This is a genomic window from Notoacmeibacter sp. MSK16QG-6 (assembly GCF_024158145.1).
Taxonomy (GTDB): domain Bacteria; phylum Pseudomonadota; class Alphaproteobacteria; order Rhizobiales; family Rhizobiaceae; genus Notoacmeibacter.
In genome coordinates, this window is record NZ_JAMYXM010000002.1 from 88,600 (window position 1) to 107,374 (window position 18,775).

Annotated in this window: 16 protein-coding genes; 3 read left to right on the forward strand and 13 right to left on the reverse strand. The window is 59.6% G+C overall.

The annotated features are described in order from the left end of the window. Nucleotides 1–29: 29 nt before the first annotated feature. The 12 genes from NIM86_RS08155 to NIM86_RS08210 all read right to left on the reverse strand — a co-directional run bounded on the left by NIM86_RS08155 (nt 30) and on the right by NIM86_RS08210 (nt 14,434). Entirely contained in the window at nt 30–1,508 is a 1,479-nt protein-coding gene (locus tag NIM86_RS08155) for a peptidoglycan DD-metalloendopeptidase family protein (protein ID WP_253380960.1), read from the reverse strand. 72 nt (nt 1,509–1,580) lie between these two features. Further along, nucleotides 1,581–2,225: an rRNA adenine N-6-methyltransferase family protein gene (locus NIM86_RS08160; protein ID WP_253380962.1), complete on the reverse strand. Its 645-nt coding sequence runs from the start codon at nt 2,223–2,225 to the stop codon at nt 1,581–1,583. After that, nucleotides 2,225–2,986 (reverse strand): 5'/3'-nucleotidase SurE, encoded by a 762-nt coding sequence (gene surE / locus NIM86_RS08165; RefSeq protein ID WP_253380964.1) that lies wholly within the window; start codon nt 2,984–2,986, stop codon nt 2,225–2,227. Before surE ends, NIM86_RS08160 begins: the two co-directional genes overlap by 1 nt. Nucleotides 2,987–3,066: 80 nt before the next feature. Further along, the gene (gene serS, locus NIM86_RS08170; RefSeq protein WP_253380966.1) at nt 3,067–4,347 is read right to left on the reverse strand and encodes a serine--tRNA ligase; all 1,281 of its coding nucleotides are present in this window, start codon (nt 4,345–4,347) and stop codon (nt 3,067–3,069) included. A 116-nt stretch (nt 4,348–4,463) separates the two neighbouring features. After that, entirely contained in the window at nt 4,464–5,273 is an 810-nt protein-coding gene (tatC, locus tag NIM86_RS08175) for a twin-arginine translocase subunit TatC (RefSeq protein WP_253380968.1), read from the reverse strand. Beyond that, nucleotides 5,270–5,746 carry a Sec-independent protein translocase protein TatB gene (tatB, locus tag NIM86_RS08180; RefSeq protein WP_253380970.1) on the reverse strand — a complete coding sequence of 159 codons (477 nt, stop codon included), beginning with the start codon at nt 5,744–5,746 and terminating at the stop codon, nt 5,270–5,272. The genes tatC and tatB overlap by 4 nt, the downstream gene beginning before the upstream one ends. Nucleotides 5,747–5,790: 44 nt before the next feature. Further along, nucleotides 5,791–6,018: a twin-arginine translocase TatA/TatE family subunit gene (locus tag NIM86_RS08185; RefSeq protein ID WP_253380972.1), complete on the reverse strand. Its 228-nt coding sequence runs from the start codon at nt 6,016–6,018 to the stop codon at nt 5,791–5,793. Nucleotides 6,019–6,059: 41 nt separating this feature from the next. Continuing rightward, nucleotides 6,060–7,160 carry an ABC transporter ATP-binding protein gene (locus NIM86_RS08190; RefSeq protein ID WP_253380974.1) on the reverse strand — a complete coding sequence of 367 codons (1,101 nt, stop codon included), beginning with the start codon at nt 7,158–7,160 and terminating at the stop codon, nt 6,060–6,062. Between the two features lie 88 nt (nt 7,161–7,248). Further along, entirely contained in the window at nt 7,249–8,265 is a 1,017-nt protein-coding gene (gene nagZ / locus NIM86_RS08195) for a beta-N-acetylhexosaminidase (protein ID WP_253381955.1), read from the reverse strand. Between the two features lie 165 nt (nt 8,266–8,430). Beyond that, complete coding sequence (locus NIM86_RS08200) at nt 8,431–11,271, reverse strand: SPOR domain-containing protein (RefSeq protein WP_253380976.1); 2,841 nt, start codon at nt 11,269–11,271, stop codon at nt 8,431–8,433. Between the two features lie 117 nt (nt 11,272–11,388). Next, complete coding sequence (gene argS, locus NIM86_RS08205) at nt 11,389–13,140, reverse strand: arginine--tRNA ligase (RefSeq protein WP_253380978.1); 1,752 nt, start codon at nt 13,138–13,140, stop codon at nt 11,389–11,391. A 79-nt stretch (nt 13,141–13,219) separates the two neighbouring features. Further along, nucleotides 13,220–14,434, reverse strand: a complete 1,215-nt coding sequence (locus NIM86_RS08210; RefSeq protein WP_253380980.1) for a deoxyguanosinetriphosphate triphosphohydrolase — start codon at nt 14,432–14,434, stop codon at nt 13,220–13,222. A gap of 92 nt (nt 14,435–14,526) precedes the next feature. On the opposite strand from NIM86_RS08210, the gene NIM86_RS08215 reads away from it, so the two are divergent. After that, nucleotides 14,527–14,874 (forward strand): iron-sulfur cluster assembly accessory protein, encoded by a 348-nt coding sequence (locus NIM86_RS08215; protein ID WP_253380982.1) that lies wholly within the window; start codon nt 14,527–14,529, stop codon nt 14,872–14,874. A gap of 69 nt (nt 14,875–14,943) precedes the next feature. Continuing rightward, nucleotides 14,944–15,741 (forward strand): exodeoxyribonuclease III, encoded by a 798-nt coding sequence (xth, locus tag NIM86_RS08220; protein WP_253380984.1) that lies wholly within the window; start codon nt 14,944–14,946, stop codon nt 15,739–15,741. A gap of 16 nt (nt 15,742–15,757) precedes the next feature. Here the strand turns inward: xth and NIM86_RS08225 are convergent, their stop codons facing one another. After that, nucleotides 15,758–16,555: a tetratricopeptide repeat protein gene (locus tag NIM86_RS08225; RefSeq protein WP_253380986.1), complete on the reverse strand. Its 798-nt coding sequence runs from the start codon at nt 16,553–16,555 to the stop codon at nt 15,758–15,760. A 329-nt stretch (nt 16,556–16,884) separates the two neighbouring features. Here NIM86_RS08225 and NIM86_RS08230 point away from each other — a divergent pair, with 329 nt between their 5' ends. Beyond that, on the forward strand, nt 16,885–18,771 hold the full coding sequence (locus NIM86_RS08230) for a transglycosylase domain-containing protein (RefSeq protein ID WP_253380988.1): 1,887 nt from the start codon (nt 16,885–16,887) through the stop codon (nt 18,769–18,771). The last annotated feature ends 4 nt before the right edge of the window (nt 18,772–18,775 follow it).

Genomic DNA, 18,775 nt, shown 5'->3' on the forward strand with positions numbered 1-18,775 from the left:
GGCCCTTTTTTCTTGTCAATAAGATGGCGCTATTCAAGCCATTTTTTTGGATCGACCGGGTTGGACTTCTTGCGGACTTCGAAATGAACCTGCGGAGCGCTGGCATTACCCGTCGTGCCAGCGCGGGCGATCTGCTGGCCACGCGCGACCTTATCGCCCTTCTTGACCGATAGTTCGGACGCATTGCCATAGACGGTGGTGGTGCCATCGGCGTGTTGCACCAGCACCGTGTTGCCGAGATCCTTCAGGCCGCTGCCGGCATAGACCACCACGCCATTTTCGGCCGCCTTGACGGGCGTACCCATAGGCACCGCGATATCGATACCTGGGCTGCCGCCTCCGAAGTTCCGGATAACGCGGCCCTTTGCAGGCCAACGCAGCTTGGAAACGCCTGTCGATTGCGGAGCGTCTTTCGTTTTCTCAGCCGCCTTTGCGAGCGTCTGCGCCTTGTCGGCCTTTGGCTTTTCATAGCTCGGCAGCGCCTTGCTGGACTTTGCCGACTCAGCATGCTTGGCGGCGACAGGGCCGGTAGCGATCGGATCGACGGAACGGCTCGCCATATTGCCGGAAGCAGAAGCGACTTGGCGACCGGGAAGACTTAATGTCTGGCCGATGCGGATATTGTCATCGGACATGCGATTCGCTGCTTTCAGCGCGGAAACGCTGGTGCCTGCCCGCCTTGCGATACCGGCCAGCGTGTCGCCGGCAACCACCTTGTAGGTTCCCTCACTCGATCCGGACGTCACCTTGGCGGGCATCGAGGCAGATTCGGGGTCTGCTTTTGTTGGAGATGCGGCTGCAGACTGGCCGAAGCTCGGTATCACGAGCGTCTGGCCGGCGCGGACAGCCGACGCGTCATTCAACCCGTTGGCTTGCTTGATCGCATCGACCGGCACGCCATAGCGCCGCGAGATGCTGTAAACGGTTTCACCATCGCCAAGCGTCACCCGCGTGCCTTGACCGCTCCAGCCGCCTTCTACACGCTTCGGCATGGGCTGGCTGGTAGCAGCGGTCGCGGTCCTTGCCGGAGTAGAGGACGATGCCGGTGCGAGAGGCGCGCTGATTACCTCGGAACGGACCGATCCCGTTGTTACCCTATCGGCGGCATTGCTGGGCGGCGCCAGAAGCGGTGCGCCTGCGCTGGCCGATGCGCCGCCTCCGTTCAGCTGGCGGCGGTCATAAACGGGCGCTCGTGCGCTACCGGGATACGAGGCTGCGGGAGCGTTCTGGTAGACGGGTGCAGACGCATAAACCTGAGAACCGCCGGCGCCGACATCTTGCTGTGGCCGAACAGGACCGCTTGTCCCGGTAATCTGATTACCCACCGAGCCGGTGCTGATCGTATCGACATTTGCAGATTGCGGAACCGCGCTGGCATAAAAACCATCCTGCCCCAAACGAAGCGCGTCGGTGCTGCAACCGGCCAACAGACCCGCCACAAGCAGAAGAGCCGCGCCCTTCCCCTGTCCGAGATAATTGCGCCGCGCTGTTGAAACGTCACTCCGCATGAAACACCTGCCTTATACTCAAACGCGTACTGCAGGCATTAGAACCTATTAATCTTACTGCCCCGTTAAATGCTAAAGATATTGGGCCTTCTGCTCGGCCAGAGGTTGCATTCTGGCCTGGGCGAAATCTGTGCGCTCAAACCGGCTGCCGATTTTTTCAAGCCGGGCCACGGTCTGCAATTCATCTGCCGCGCCGATGGCGACAACCGCCACGCCTCCCCCGGATAGCCATCCGGCGAGATGGCCCGGCAACTGATCGAAGGACGCCCAGATGACGATGCGATCGAATGGCCCTTCCTCCCGCTCCAGCGCTTCGAATGCGCTGCCATGACGAATGATGACGTGATTGTCGAGCCCGAGCCGCTTTATCTGCTCGCCGGCAGATGCGGCCAAGGTTCGGTAGCGTTCGATCGAAAGCAGTTTGTCGGCCTGAGCGGCGAGTACGGCCGTGCAGAACCCGCTGCCAGCGCCGATTTCCAGCACCCGCTGGCCAGGCTCCAGATCGAGCTTTGATAGAAGTGCTATCTGAAAATCCGGACTCTCCAGCGTTTCGCCACATGCGATAGGAAAACAACGAGGCGACCAGACTTGGTCTCGGTGGGCAGCATCGACGAAATGCGCCCGCCCTGCTTTCTCGAAAGCCGAAACCAGCGCCGGATCGGTGATCCCGCTCTCCCTCGCGCGCAGCGCAAACGCCGCGAACCCTTCGCTCATCATCAGCCGAGGCGGTCCCGCAGCGCGACGAGCGTGTCATCGTCAGTCAAGTTGAGTTTGAGAGCCGAAACGGAGATACGGTTTTCGCGTAGCGCCTGAATGTCGGTGCCCTCCTGCTCATCGGCCTTTTCACGCCCGAAACGGACCCAGTAGTAGGGAAAGCCTCTCCCATCCGCGCGTTGTTCGATACCGATCGAGTGCATCATCCGGCCTTGGCGCGTTACTTCGACGCCTTCGACCTCTTTTGCAGAACATTTCGGAAAATTGATGTTGAGGAGCGTTCCGTCAGGAAGAGCCATATCGATGAGTTTGCGCAAAATATCGGGGCCGAGTTTCTCAGCGGGCTCGTACGAGACAGTCCGCTGGTTCTCGCCGTCCCACTGATAGGCCTGGCTTAGCGCGATCGATCGGATGCCCATAAGCGTGCCCTCAATCGCACCGGCCACCGTGCCCGAATAGGTGACGTCGTCAGCGATGTTCACACCGGAATTGATGCCGGAAAGGATGAGATCGGGCGGGCTGTCCAGAATGTGCTTCACCGCCATGATGACGCAATCGGTGGGTGTACCCTGCACCGCAAAACGGCGGTCGTCGATCTGCCGCATCCGCAGAGGATGTGACAGTGTGAAGGAGTGTGACAGACCGGATTGATCGGTCTCCGGAGCCACCGTCCAGACATCGTCGGACAAAGCCGACGCAACGCGTTCCAGCGCGGTCAGACCTTCCGAATGAATGCCGTCATCATTGGTGAGCAGAATGCGCATCTTTTCCCCGTCTGCCGCTACCGGCACATCTTAAACGTTTGCCTGAAGATAATCCTACAGGCCACTGGTCGGACCCTATTTTACGGCTTCCCGATTATTTCCATGCCGCCCATGTAAGGCCGTAGCGCGTCCGGTACGGTGATCGTACCGTCCTCGTTCTGATAGGTTTCCATTACCGCGATCAACGCCCGCCCAACCGCAACGCCGGAACCGTTCAGCGTATGGACGAACTGCGTCTGTTTTTCGCCCGCTGCGCGGTAGCGCGCATTCATTCGCCGGCCCTGAAAATCGCCGCAAACCGAGCAGGACGATATTTCACGGTAAGCGCCCTGGCCCGGCAGCCAGACCTCGATATCGTAGGTCTTGCGTGCGCCAAATCCCATATCGCCGGTGCATAGCACGACGGTACGGAAATGCAGGCCAAGCTTTTCCAGCACCGTCTCGGCGCATTTGGTCATACGCTCCAACTCCGCTTCGCTGCTTTCGGCATCGGTCACGGAGACCATCTCGACCTTGTAGAACTGGTGCTGGCGCAGATAGCCGCGCGTATCGCGCCCCGCCGAACCGGCCTCGGAGCGGAAACAGGCTGTTAGCGCCGTATAGCGCCGCGGCAGATAGTCATGGTCGATGATGGAATCGCTGACGATGTTGGTGAGAGAGACCTCAGCAGTCGGGATGAGCCAGCGGTCATCCGTCGTTCGGAATGAATCTTCCGCGAATTTCGGCAACTGCCCGGTGCCGTACATCGCCTCGTCGCGCACCAGCAGCGGCGGCTGCACCTCCGTGTAGCCATGCTCGCTTGTATGCGTATCGAGGAAGAACTGGCCGAGCGCTCGCTCCAGCCGGGCCAGCGGGCCGGACAACAGGGTGAAGCGCGCGCCGCTCATCTCTGCCGCCGTCTCGGCGTCCATCATGCCGAGCGCTTCGCCGAGTTCGAAATGCTCCTTTGGAGCGAAAGCGCATTCGCGCTTTTCGCCCACCTTACGAATTTCTATATTGTCGCTTTCGTCCGCGCCGACCGGCACGTCCGGCAGCGGCACGTTCGGCAGCGTCGCCAGCAGATCGTTGAGTTCGGCATCGAGTTCACGCGCTCGCGCTTCGCCGATCTGCAGATCGCTTTTCAGCGCCGACACCTCGGTCTTTAGCGCTTCGGCTTTGACCTTATCGCCCTGCCCCATGGCCTGGCCGATCTGTTTGGAGGCAGCGTTACGGCGCTCCTGCATCTCGTTAAGACTTGCCTGATGGGCGCGGCGGTCGGCATCGAGCGCCAGGATTTTGCTGGCTTTGGGCTCTGCGCCACGCGCCTTCAGCGCCTGGTCGAGGTCGTCGGGATTCTGGCGAATCCATTTAATGTCGAGCATGAAAAAGGCTCTCGGAAGTTAGGAATTTGCCGCTGAGATGTTCGGCGTTCCTATTGCCACGGCGTCGCCTGAAAGGAAACCGGCCATTTGCCTGACGAATAAATGAAGCTGCTCAGTCAGTCCTCAGATTCGTCCTGCTGCGGTTCCGGCGGGCGCTCCACGCGACGCGCCATCAAGATCGCGATCTCGTAGAGAAGAATCGTCGGCAGGGCGAGACCGATCTGACTGATCGGATCTGGCGGCGTCAAAATCGCAGCGGCAACGAAGGCCAGAACAATCGCATATTTGCGCTTATCCTTCAGGCCTTCGGAGGAAACCATGCCGACGCGCGCCATCAGAGTGGTCGCGACCGGCAGTTGGAAGACAAGGCCGAACGCGAAAATCAGGGTCATACAGAGACCGAGATATTCCGAAACCTTCGGCAAAAGCGAGATTTCGACCTGTCCCGCAGTACCCATCTGCTCCTGGCTCAGAAAGAACCACATGACCATAGGCATAGTGAAGAAATAAACGAGCGCTGCGCCTGCCAGAAACAAGACCGGCGAAGCCAGCAGAAACGGCAGAAATGCCGACCGTTCGTTCTTGTAAAGGCCGGGCGCCACGAATTTCCATATCTGCGCTGCGATCAATGGGAACGCCAGAACAAACCCGCCAAACATCGCGATCTTCAGCTGGGTGAAGAAAAATTCCTGCGGTGCGGTGTAGATCAGTTCGACCTGGCGATTGTCGAGGCCAGCCCACTCCACTGCCCAGCGGAAGGGCTGGACGAGGAAATTGAATAGCGGCTTGGCGAAATAGAAGCAGACGAGAAAGGCGATGAAGAACCCGCCCACGGCCCACATCAGGCGTTGGCGCAATTCGATGAGGTGCTCGATCAGCGGAGCGCTGGACGATTCGACTTCGTCGTCCTCTTTGAACGTGCTCACGACCGGCCCTCTTCAGCCGCTTTTGTCTTCATTGCCGTCTCATCGGCCGGTTTCACGGCTGTGGCGGCAGGCGCGGGCGAGTTATTCTCGCCCGAACCGGACCCCTTGACTGGAACGGCTGGCTCTGGCGTCTCGGATGCAGCTGGTCCCGCACTCGCCGAGGCCGGTGCTTCCGCTGCGCCCTTGAGATCGGTTTCCATCTTACGACCGATCTTGTCGAGCGACGCCAGCTCTCGGCGGATGGCGTTTTTCGGATTGAGCGAACGCGCCGTATCGACGATGTCTTTCACATCGTCGAGTTCGGCTTCATTCAACGCCTCATCGAACTGCTTGCGGAAATCGCCGGCCATGGACCGCATTTTCGAGGTCGTCCGCCCGAAGGTCCGCAGCATGCGCGGCAAATCCTTCGGACCGACCACCACGATCAGCACGACCGCCACGACCAGCAGTTCTGGCCAGCCAATATCAAGCATCAGGCTCTAGCGCTCCGCAAGTCGCATGGCAGACACGCCGGAAATCAGGCCTTGCGGTCTTCCGAAGTCGGTTCGTTGTCGATCGTCGTTCCGGTCGAATTACGGCGATGTTCGACGGAAGCTTTCTCGCTCTCATCGTCGCTCATGCCCTTTTTGAAACTCTTTATGCCCTTGGCGACATCGCCCATCAGTTCCGGAATCTTGCCGCGTCCGAAGAGCAGCAGAACGACAGCCAGAACGATAAGCCAGTGCCAGATCGAAAACGTACCCATGATCTCTTCCTCAATCCCCGGCGTTCCTGATGGATGTAGGCCTAGTTCGACGACGATGCAAACACAAGAACGTCAGAAAGACGCAGAGAAAGACGGACATTCTTAACGCCGGGCGGCAAATGTCCCTCGCGAACGGTGGCCCGCACCGTTCTCTCCGCGCCTGATACCGCAAGTTCAAGTACTTCTGTTACTCCCAGAAAGCGCCGCCGGACAATGCGCGCCTCGATCTCGCCTTCCTCCGTCGAAACCTCAATCCCGACCAGCCGTACCGCGACTTTCACGGTTGCTCCGGTAACGAAGCCGGGCGCTTCGATCCGGCCAACCGGTGTTTCGACGGCCCCCTCCTCGACCGTTCCGGGGAAAATGTTGACTTCGCTGAAGAAGCGCGCGGTAAACAGATCCACGGGCTGATGGTAGAGTTCTTGCGCCGTACCGACCTGAACCACCCTACCGTCCTTTAGAAGCGCTATGCGATCGGCGATTCGCATCGCTTCTTCCGCATCGTGCGTGACGATGACCGCCGTCGTTCGGCTCTGCCTGAGAATGGCCAGGGTTTCGGCGCGCACTGCGTCCTTGAGGCGGGAGTCGAGCCCGGAGAATGGCTCGTCCATCAGGAGGACCGCCGGGCGCGGCGCGAGTGCGCGGGCCAGCGCGACGCGCTGCTGCTGCCCTCCGGACAATTCGTGGGGATAAGCGTTCATCTTGTCGCCAAGCCCGACACGCGACAGCGCGATACGGGCCTCGGCCAGCCCGTCCTTGCGGCTGAGCTCTGTTAGGCCAAAGCGCGTGTTCTCAAGAAGCGTCAGATGCGGAAAGAGCGCGAAATCCTGAAAGACGAGCCCGATCGAACGCTTTTCCGGAGGAACGAATACCGACGGCCCTGCAATCTCGCGATCATTGAGGAGAATACGCCCATCTTGCTGCGGTTCGATCCCCGCCGCGATCCGCAAAAGCGTCGATTTTCCTGAACCGGACGGTCCCAGAAGGCAGAGCACTTCTCCCGCCTCGGCAACCAGACTGATATCTTTCAGAACAGGCTTGTCATCGTAGGCGTGATGGATGTGTTCGAAACCCAAACGCGCCGCAAAGCTGACGCCAACGGACGTTTGCGGACTGTCTGGTTGTTTTTGTGGCAAGGACATGCGGTCCCGGATTGCTGATGGCGTCGACAACCGTCAAGCACCGAGGCGAAGTGCCGTCAACCGGGTGGCCTCGAAAACGCGGCTCCTGTCAGGCGAAAACGCCCATGAGTTCAGAAAACTCATGGCGACAGGCTTCTTCGTCAGCCTCCATGTCGCGGCCGAGCGGTTTCTTTGCCCGCTCTGCACGCGCGGCGATCTCGCCTGTGACCAATGGCGTCTTGCTGGCGAGATCACGCATCTCGTCCAGCTGGCCGTTGCAATGGAGCGCCATGTCGCAGCCGGCGGCGAAAACCGCTTCAGCTCGTTCGGCATAGGTGCCGCTCATCGCTTCCATGCAAAGATCGTCGCTCATCAGCAGCCCATCGAAGCCGATTTGGCCGCGAATGATATCGTTGACGACGGTCGAAGAGGTCGTCGCCGGATGTTCAGCATCGAGCGCGGTATAGATGACATGAGCCGTCATCCCCATGACGGCCTCGTTCAGCCCTCGAAATGGAGCGAAATCCTGCTCTAGCTCTTCACGCGACGCGGTCACGACGGGAAGTTCGACGTGGCTGTCCACCCCAGCACGGCCATGACCTGGAATATGCTTGATAACTGGCAGAACGCCTCCATCCAGAAGCCCCTGCATGACGGCGCGGCCAATCGCCTCAACCTGCTCCGGTCGCCTGCCATAGGCCCTGTCGCCGATAATATCATGCGCGCCCGCGACCGGCACATCGAGAATGGGAAGACAATCGGCATTGATGCCGTAGCGTTTAAGATCGAAAGCATGAAGCCGCGCCAGAAGCCATGCTGCCCTTAAACCCTCATCGCGGTCGCGGGCATAAAGCTCACCGATGGCGGCGCCCGGCGGGTACTGCGGTGCAAGTGGCGGCACCAATCGCTGAACACGGCCGCCTTCCTGATCGATGAACACTGGCATATCGGATCGGCCCACACACTCGCGGACCGAGGCGACAAGGTCCGTTAGCTGCCCTGCCCCGTCGATATTGCGCGAAAACACGATGAAGCCCCACGGCCTCTCATCGCGAAAGAAGGCGATTTCGTCATCGGTCAGCGTTAGGCCGGCCGAACCGACGATCATGGCTTTTGATTCGGTCATGTCAGATGGTTGCGCCCGTTCTCGCCCGTCGGGAAGAGACTTGTTCGGTTTTTCACGCAGAAAGTGCATGGACGCGAATGCTGTCGCGGCACCCGAGGCAATTAGACCGAGCGCTTTGCGCCGTCCAAAACCCTTCATGCAGTCTCCCGGATAGGCGGCTGGCGATCAGCGCCGGGCGAGACAATCCCCGCCCGCACTTTTGATCTGGCCGCACAGGGCCGTCGCGTCAGCAAAACTGGAGGCGGAGATGTTGACCCGGTAGTAGGTTCCGCGACCGGAAATCTCCGCAGGCACAATATTGACGCCCCTGCCCGCAAGAAGAGAATTGTAACGCTGGCTCATGGCGCGGTAGCTGACCTGCGCCGCTTCCCGGCTTGGATGCGATGAAATCTGCACCCATGCCGGCGGCGTCGCGGCTGACGTCGCCGTCTGTGCCGGACTTGCATCCGCTTCAGCCGGCAAAGTTGCCGTCGGTGCAGCGGCAACCTGCTGCTGTGCAACACGCCCGACGTTAGGTCTCGATAATGGAAGCGGAATATCGACGATCTGCTCGGCGATGTTGGCCGCATCGGGGTCGTCTGCGACCGCATCGGTCACGGCAGCTTCCGTTGCGCTCGCGGCCAGTGCTTCAGTTGTCTCGTCGCCATCGGCCGAAGCGAGTGCGAGATCGTCGGAGTTCTCGTTGCTTGCATCTGCATCGATTGGCGTCGCAGTCGCTGCATCTACCCTGCCGGGCGCAATCGCTTCTGCCGATGCGCCCGCAGGTTCTCCCGCAGAGCCGGCGGTAGCCGCTGCCAACGTCGTGCCTGTGGATACGGACGCTGTGGCATTCTCCGCCGCGCCGCGCGGCACAATCGAGCCGTCCGGCTTGACGATGAAGGTGCGGACTTTGCGAGGCTGGATCGACACGACATCCGGGCGAACGGGCGTATCGGAATCGGCGTCCTGCGCGGCAATGCGCGTCTCGTCCTTCGCCGCAATTTCAAGCGGCTTCTCTGTCGTATCGACCAGTTCATTCTGCTGAGGCTGTTGGTCGGCCCGCCCCTCGACGGTCTCGTAAACCTCATTTTCGTTGGCATTGGTCGCGACGGTCTCGGGCTCGGCCGGACGTACCTTCACCGGTTCCTGATCCGCGCGAATGATGGCGACTTCTGTGTTGCCATCGTCTCCCGACAAAAACGCGTAACTGCCGCCCGCGAGGAGCAAGGCCAGAAGAGCCGCCCCGCCATAGAGCGCATATCGTGAGAATGGCGTCCCTCGGTCCGGAGGAATAAATCCCGTCCGCGAATCCCTGTCGTCGAATTCATCGTCAAAGTCAGCCGGCGGTTCGGCGGGCGACAACTGGCTGATGTCGAAGGACGGATCGGACGTGTAATCGACTTCCTCGCCTTCGTCGAAGGCAGCTTCGTTCACAACATCATCGTTTTGGCCATCGACAATCGGATCGCCCGCCTCATCGTAATCCAAATCAGCATTTGGAGAATGCACGGACATCCCTTCCGCACGCAGGATATCGGCAAACTCATCAGCCAACGCATCTTCCTGAAAAGTGCTTTCGCTGACCGGTTCGACGCTCGCCACATCGGGAATATCGAGCGGATCGGTCGCTGGTACGATCGCTTCGTCGTAAACATGCGTCTCGATGTCAGGCACATCAGGATCACCAGCCATGGCAAGATCAGGCTCCGCCACAACCACATCGTCAAGATCGAGATCGGCTTCCTCAACAGGCCACGATGCAGTCGATTCCTCCTCAAAAGCTTCCGCGGCGGGCATGAGGTCCGCCTCATCTGCGATGGTTGTCGAAGCGAGTACCGGTTCGACCATTGCCGTATCTGTATGGAGATCGATGTCGCCGATGATCGGTTCCGAGACATCGTCAGCGCCGCCGAGTATCTCCGTCAATTCGCCGGCCTCATCGATCAGCGCCGCCTCTTCATCCATTAGAATGGCTTCGTCAACCGAGAGGGTTTCATCTCCCATCTCGATCGCGTCTTCTTCCCAAGCAATCGCGGGCTCACCGAAAGACTCCGATGTCGCGGCAAGTTCTTCTGCTGGCTGTGAAGGCTCAGGAGATGAAGAACCTTCGGCACCGAGATCTTCCTTGAGCGCAGCGTCAAACGCATCGGCAAAGCTGTCCTCATCGAGGTCGACGAGGACGTCAGAAGATGCGTCCGTCACCCCCGTTTCAGCCAGCGCTTCGTCAAAGAAGCTATCTTCGTCGAATTCCGCCATGGAAAGATCCGAAGCATCCAGTTCCACATCGAGACGATCTGGATCGATTGCAGCGACGTTTTCCTCGCTCAACCCGAACGCGGCAAGGCCATCATCCGCAGAGACATCGCCCGATAGAGAAACGTCCTCGGAGGAAACCGCGTCGATATCGTCAAAGGCGGTAGCGGAGTCGCCAGCGGCAGCGGGTTCATCGGCCATAATGGCCGCGAGCTCTGATTCATCGAGAATGGTCTCGGAAGCGGCTTCAGTCTCAGGCAAAGACGCCTCGTCCCGCACCGGATAGTCATCATCCAGCGATGCAGCAACCAGATCCTCCGGATCGTCTGACGCATCGAACGATATCTCCGGATCAACGGAAGCACCCACGTCGGACGAAGTAATCTCGTCCGTGACCGACTCGTCAGCGGCCACCAATTCGTCTTCGTTCAGCCGATCGTCGAAAGCGACGCTTTCATCGAGATCATCCAATTCCGAAAGATCGAAATCGGGCTCGCTAAAAGCGACCTCGTCAGCCTGATCGCTCTCAGTCGTCTCAGTATCTGCATAGCCTCGCGAGACAGGCGAAGCCGCCGCTTCAGGCACGAAGTCCAGATCCTCGCCAAGAGACGGATCGAGCATATCGGCGAGACTGGAATCGAGCGGTTCGGCCTCGGGCTCTTCGCTCTGAGAGGATGCGTCCAGGCCAATAATACGGGTCAGTTCAGCCAGCGGATCGTCATCCGGAATTGAGAAGTCTCCATCGAAGGGCTTCTTCTGGGAATTGGCTGACATGTTTTTCTCCGCACACCATACTTGCTCGGAGCGCTGCAGGCGTCCGGCCCCACTGTGGCTGGATAGCAACGCAATGTGGGCAAATGGTGACAGATAGACGCCGGCGTCTTGACAGTACTAGCGCATCTCTTCCGGCGCGGAAGCGCCGGTGATCGCAAGACCTGCCGAAAGAACGTTTCGTACAGCCATCACCAGACCCAACCTGGCTCGCGTCAACACTGCATCATCATGCTTAACGAACCGTAACTGCGCGTTGTCGGTGCCGCGATTGTAATGCGCGTGAAACGCGCTTGCGAGATCGTAGAGGTAGAAGGCGATCCTATGAGGCTCCATCGCACCGGCAGCCGCTTCCACCAAACGCGGCCATTCGGCAAGTTTGCGGATGAGCGCCAGTTCGCCCTCGTCGGTGAGTGCGACGGCGCCGTCTCCGATACCTTGCTCGCCTGCCACGTCAGGGCCGAATGCCTCAATTGCCTGCCGAATGATCGAATGAGCGCGCGCGGACGCATATTGGACGTAGAAGACCGGGTTGTCCTTGCTCTGCTCTGTCACCTTGGCGAAATCGAAGTCGAGCGGTGCATCGGCCTTACGGTAGAGCATCATGAACCGGACGGCGTCGACGCCAACTTCATCGACGACATCGCGAAGCGTGACGAAATTGCCCGTGCGTTTGCCCATACGGACCGGTTCGCCGTCACGATAGAGCTTTACGAGCTGGCAAAGCAGGACATCGATATCGATCTTTTCCGATACCGCCCTTGCGAGCGCCTCCATACGTTTGACGTAGCCGCCGTGATCCGCGCCGAGTACGAAGATCAGCTTGTCGAAACCCCGACCGAACTTGTCGCCCATATATGCGACATCGGCGGCGAAATAGGTGTAGGAGCCATCACTCTTCACGAGTGGCCGATCGATGTCGTCACCCACTTCGGTCGAGCGGAAGAGAACCTGCTCGCGATCCTCCCAGTCCTCCGGCAGTTGCCCCTTCGGTGGCGGCAGCGTGCCGGTATAAACGAATCCCTTTTCACGCAGGTCGTCCACTGCCGTGCCGATCCGGCCGCCATTGCCACCATGCAATGTGCGTTCGGAGAAAAAGACGTCGTGACGTATGTTGAGCGCGGCCAGATCGTCGCGGATCAAATCCATCATCATGGCGACGGCCTCGTCCTTGGCGATTGCCAAGGCCTCCTGGTCCTCCATCTTCAGCAGCGCATCGCCATGTTTGGCGGCAAGCGCCTGACCGACCGGCACCAGATAATCGCCGGGATAAAGACCTTCCGGGATATCGATGGTTTCGCCGAGAGCCTCGCGGTAGCGAAGAAGAACCGATTGGCCGAGAACGCCTATCTGGCCGCCGGCGTCGTTGACGTAATATTCGCGTGTAACATCGTAACCGGCGAAAGCCAGAAGCCGCGCCAGAGCGTCGCCGACAACCGCGCCGCGACAGTGGCCGACATGCATCGGGCCAGTCGGGTTAGCGGAAACATATTCGACATTCGTTGATCGCCCTGCCCCAACTTCAGAGCGACCGTATTCTTCGCCAGCATCGAGCATCGTCCGCAATTGATTGTGCCAGAAGCCGTCAGCCAGCCGCAGATTGATGAAGCCCGGTCCTGCGACCTCAACCGACGCAATATCGGCATCCTTCGATAATTCATCCGCCACGGTCTGCGCCAGTTCGCGCGGCTTTAGGCCGAGCGGCTTTGCCAGTACCATCGCCACATTGGTGGCGAGATCGCCATGGGACGCATCGCGGGGCGGCTCGACCGTCATACGCGAAAGATCAGGTACGTTGCCCTCTTTATTTTTCAAATCAAAGGCTTGGACAACCGAACGGATTCGCTGGGCGAAGTCGGCGAATAGATTCATCGCGTGATCTCATTATCGTTGAGGCAGCGATTTCGCTACGAAACCCTGCCCGTTGGCGTGCCGCGTAACCGATCGGCCCTTAACCGTCAAACAGGCGCTTGCTTTCATTCCTCGCATAGCTATCCGTCATGCCGGCGATGAAATCGGCGACGATACGCGCCGAGCGGGCTTCGTCAGCAGCCTCCACCGCTGCTCTTCGCCACTCTGAGGGCAGCGAAGACGGATCGGTAAGATAGCGCTCGAAAAGCTGCGAAACCGTCCGGTCAGCCATCTCACGAAAGGCCATGATGGCGGGGGAGCGGTACATACGCTCGAAGAGAAAGGCTTTCAATTGCCTGTCTGTTTCCCTCATCGCTGGTGAGAAGCCGACCGTCTGCGCGCGCCGCTGGCGAATGGCGTCAGCGTTTTGCGGCCGTTCGCGTTCCAGAACCTCGCGCGCACCGCAGATGACATCTTCCACCATTGCGGTGATCTGACGACGCTGAAATTCATGGATCAGCCGCGAAAATTCCAGTTCGGGCCAGCGATCGCGCACTTCAGCCAGTGTTTCCGCGACGAAAGGCACCGCTTCCGCCAGTTCCTCCAATGTGAAAAGACCAGCGCGGATTCCGTCATCGATATCATGCGTATTGTAGGCCACATCGTCGGCGATGGCCGCAGCCTGTCCCTCGATGCCGCACCATTCTGAAAGCTTCAGCGGAAAGAGAGCGTCGAATTCCAGAAAGTAGCCGGGCACCTCGCCATCGTACTGTGCCGCAGGTCCAGTGAGCGGCCCATTGTGCTTGACCAGCCCGTCCAGCGTTTCCCAGCTCAAATTCAGCCCGTCGAAACCTGCATACCGGCGCTCCAGTTTGGTGACAATGCGCAGCGACTGCGCATTGTGATCGAACCCCCCAAAGGGTTGCATCAAACGGTCGAGCGCATCTTCACCCGCATGACCGAACGGCGTGTGGCCAAAATCGTGACAAAGCGCGACGGCCTCGGCGAGATCCTCGTCCGCCTCCAGCGCGCGGGCGATGGCTCGTGCAATCTGCGCCACCTCGATCGTGTGGGTCAGCCGTGTGCGGTAGTGGTCGCCATCGTCGCTTATGAAGACCTGCGTTTTCAGCTTTAAACGGCGAAAGGCCGTGGAGTGAATTATGCGATCCCGGTCACGCTGAAATGGCGTGCGTGTGGCGCTTTGCGGCTCGTCGATCAATCGGCCGCGGCTCCTGTCCGGGTCACATGCCCAGGGCGCGCGTGGCCGGTAGCCGAAACCAATTCCCGACAGCTCCGGAGATTGAACCTTTTCCATTTCGCCCTTTCTGCCTGCCGGTCGGAGATGCGTTGACGTTCGCCCGATTGCTTCTTACCTCTGTCGGAACAACAGACAAAGGCGAGTTCGGCATGAACGCGATCGACCGTCCAGATAAGACCATTATGATTACAGAGAATGCCGCGCGGCGGATCACAAAGGTCGTCGCTGGCTCCACCGACAAGATCGGCCTGCGCGTCACGGTCGAAGGCGGCGGCTGCTCCGGCTTTTCCTACGCCATCGACCTGACTGATTCGCAGCAGGATGACGACCGGGTCTTCGAGCGGGATGGCGCGAAGGTCTTTGTCGACGAACTTTCCATGGTTTATATGGCCGGCTCGAAAATCGATTTTGTCGACGATCTGATCGGCCAGGCCTTTCAGATCGATAATCCAAACGCAGTCGCATCCTGCGGCTGCGGCACGTCTTTTTCAATCTAATCGGCTTTCGCTTTACCTCGCCCGTCCGTCCCGCTAGGTCGGTGTCTGGACCGTAGGGGACGTACCAGCATGAAGATCGCGACCTTCAACATCAATGGAATCAAGGCGCGCAGCGAGGTATTGCTGGCATGGTTGGAGGAGAGCCAGCCGGACATTGTCGGTCTTCAGGAGATCAAGAGCCAGGACGAGACGTTTCCCCGTGCCGCCCTTGAAGAGAAGGGTTGGCATGTCGAGACACATGGCCAGAAAGGTTTCAACGGCGTCGCGTTGATTTCCAGAATGCCACCATCGGAAGTCAATCGCGGTCTGCCCGGCGACGAGAACGGAGAGGCCGACGCGCAGGCCCGCTTCATCGAAGGCGTATGGGAAACGAAGAGCGGACCGCTAAGGGTCGTTTCGCTTTACCTGCCAAATGGCAATCCAGTCGGCGAAGATCGCAAATGGGGCTACAAGCTGCGCTGGATGGAACGCCTTCAAAGATGGGCGGAGGAACGCCTCTTTCTGGAAGAAATGCTCGTTCTGGCCGGCGACTACAATGTCATTCCCGAACCACGAGACGCACGCCATCCTGAAAACTGGGTGGATGACGCCCTTTTCCAACCGGAAAGCCGAGCGGCATTCCGGCGTTTGCTCGGCCTCGGTTTCACCGATGCCATCCGCGCCTGCGACCAATCGGACGGGCTCTTCACATTCTGGGACTATCAGGCCGGTGCCTGGCCGAAAAACAACGGCATCCGCATCGACCATCTCCTGCTTTCGCCGGAGGCGGCCGATCGTCTGTTATCCACCGATATCGAAAAGCATGTTCGTGGTTGGGAAAAGCCGTCCGACCATGTGCCGACGATCGTCAATCTCAGTATAAAATAAGTGAGATTGATGCCGCTTACTGCGCGCTGACCACGACTTCTCCGAGCTGGTGACGGCTCATTTCATAGGCCAGGCGTCGTTCGGCCTCCGACGCCAGTCCGAACGCCTGCTCCTGCCGTTGCCGAATCCAGCCGCGATCCTTTTCGCTGGCCTTGTTCAGCGCTGTCGTCAGCATGGCAAGACCCTCGACGGTTCGCCCCTTCTGAAACAGCAGATCACCCAAAAGAGCCTGCGCGCCGACATGGCCCTTATCAGATGCTAGCTGCAGCCAACGTGCAGCACGCCGCAGATTTCGATGCTCGTCGAGCAGCATATGCCCGATCTCGAACTGCGCCTGCGTGTTGCCGTAGATGGAGGCCGCGCGAATATAGAGATCCATGGCGGCAGCGGGGTTGGCGCGCACTTCAGTGTTCGCAATTCCCCTGCGATAATAGCGAGCGAGAGCCACCAACGCGTCGGAAACGAAGATTTCCTCCTGCGATCCCGGCGTAACACCGCTATCAACGATCTTCTGGAACATTTTGAAGGCGCGGTAATCGTCCTGCGCAATGCCATCGCCATCGGCATACATACGAGCGACCTTCCACTGCGCACCCGCATGGCCGTCTTCGGCGGCTTTGGCGTAAGCCGCGAGCGCACCGTCCTTGTCGCCGTCGCTATAAAGCCGATAACCGCTACGAAACTGCGCCCACGGGTCCGGGTTTCGCTGCGTGGGATCGGCCGCCGATGCTTCGGTGGCAACGACCGCGCATGCAGCCGCGACCAGCATCGCCGAGCGAATGACCATAAGTGATGAGCGTAGCGAACGTCTCATCGCGCCCTCTTTCTTGCCCCTTGCGTTCAACCAATCGTCTCATCGATCGGTCGCCATCTTCTTAAAGACGATGGATGCCGCGCCCTCGCTGCGGCTGTCTTTTTTCACTGGAATGGCTTTGTGGCGGCTTCCGGGCACATTGTCGTTTTGAGCGCACACCTGTTATGCGCTCGGAGCCAGCTGTTGCACAATTCACACAGGCAGGCGGATGCGCATAACGTCGCTCGACATCTTGACGCCATCATGAAGGGCCTCAATGTGGAGCTGAAGCTGAACCGGACATATTCGCGTTCCGGATGATTGATGGAGCATCCAAAATCCGTCGTTTGATGTCGGGAATAGGCGATATACTGGCCGGTATTTTCCTTCTCGGCACGGCTCTTGTCGCCTGCGCCGGCGTCTGGCTGGCCTCGATGAGTGTCGCTGGCGACTACGACCGCGCTTCTCTTTACCATCGCGCCTATTCATCATGGGCTTATGTGCGACCAGGGTCCGACGGCATTCGCGCTCAAGACGTGCAACTCGTCGCGCCACTTCATCTCCAGCCAAGCCAAATCTCCGAGACTGTGCGCGAAGCGTTCCTCACTGCTGAAGATCGCTGGTTCGAGGTCCACCCCGGCTTCAACCCGCTGGCTCTTGCCCGCGCCATTGCACAAGAAACCCGCGCGACATTCAGCGGTGGGGAAAGCGGCGGCGGCGGCTCGACGATTACCCAGCAATTGGTCAAGAACCTTATCCTGACCAATGACCGTGCCTACCTGCGCAAATTCCGCGAACTTCTCATCGCTCTGCGGCTGGAGACCATGTTCAGCAAGGATGAAATCCTTGCGATGTACCTGAACAATATCTTCTTCGGCCAAAGCGCCTACGGTATCGAAGCTGCGGCGCGTACCTATTTTGGGCGCAGCACGGTCTGGCCAAGACAGACCGGCACCATCAACATCGGCGAAACCGCATTGCTGGCTCTGAGCGTGCGTGCTCCGTCGCGCACCAATCCCAATCGGGGACGAAAAGGGCTCGACGCGGAAGCGCGCGATCTGATCTCGGCCATGCGCGAGCGCGGCTTTCTGACGGCGGCCGAAGCGAAAAACGCCACGACACAACTCAACCGCAAAAACGGCCAACTGGATTGGTCCATGCATGTTGCACGTGCGCGCGATTTCGCCCTCGGCCTCGGCCTGCCGTCAGTGCTACAGCAGCGCCAGCAGCCGATGGTGGTGTCCACGACGATAGAGCCGGAAGCTCAGCTTTACGCCGAGCGCGCCGTCGACAGGCTGTTGGATCGCGCACGACGCACCGATCGCGCCTATGATGATGCCGCCGTTGTGATCCTGAGACCAGATGGCGCAATCGCCGCGATGGCAGCAGCGCAGGCCTACGGCGAGAGCGGCGGCTTCAACGTGCTGTCGGAGGGTCGGCGTTCTCCCGGCTCAACCATCAAGCCCTTTGTCTATCTCTGCGCTTTCGCCAACGGTAAAACGCTTGCCAGCACCGTGTCAGACACCGCACAGGAATTTCGCAATGGCTGGACGCCGCGCAACAATGACGGTCGGTATCTCGGCCGGATGACCATGGCTCGCGCGCTCGCGCTTTCCCGAAACCCGCCTGCCGTCTCGCTTTGGTTTGAGTATGCAGACTGCTTCAACAGGACAATGACCAGTCTCGGTATTAGCGGGCATTTGCCCGATCAGCCGAGCGCCGTTCTTGGGACAGGTTCAGTTTCGCCGCTGGACATCGCACGCTGGTACGCTGCTCTCGCCAATGGCGGCCATCCGGTCGACCCTTACGCAATCTGGTACGCTCGAAGCATGGACGGCCGGACGATCTTTCATCACGAGCTTTCTCGGGAAATGACGGCCCCGCTGCTGGAAAACGACGATGCGAGATGCACGCTCGAGAAAGGCCTGAAAGCGGTCGTCTCGGTTGGCGGCACCGGGCGACGCGCAGCATTCGCCCAGCCAATGGCTGGCAAAACCGGCACCAGCCAGAACGGGCGGGATGCATGGTTTGCCGGCTATACCGGTCGATATGTCGCGGTGGTTTGGCTCGGCGCCAAAAAGCAGGCGCCTCGCCAAGTGATTACGGGAGGCGGACTGCCGGCTCTTATCTTCGCCAACATGATGGCGACGCTTCATCAGGGCAAAACAGCGTTGCCCCTGCCCTGCGATCGACCAACCCGCAACCGGCGAGCGGCGGATGTCGCCAGCGCGAACTGAGACC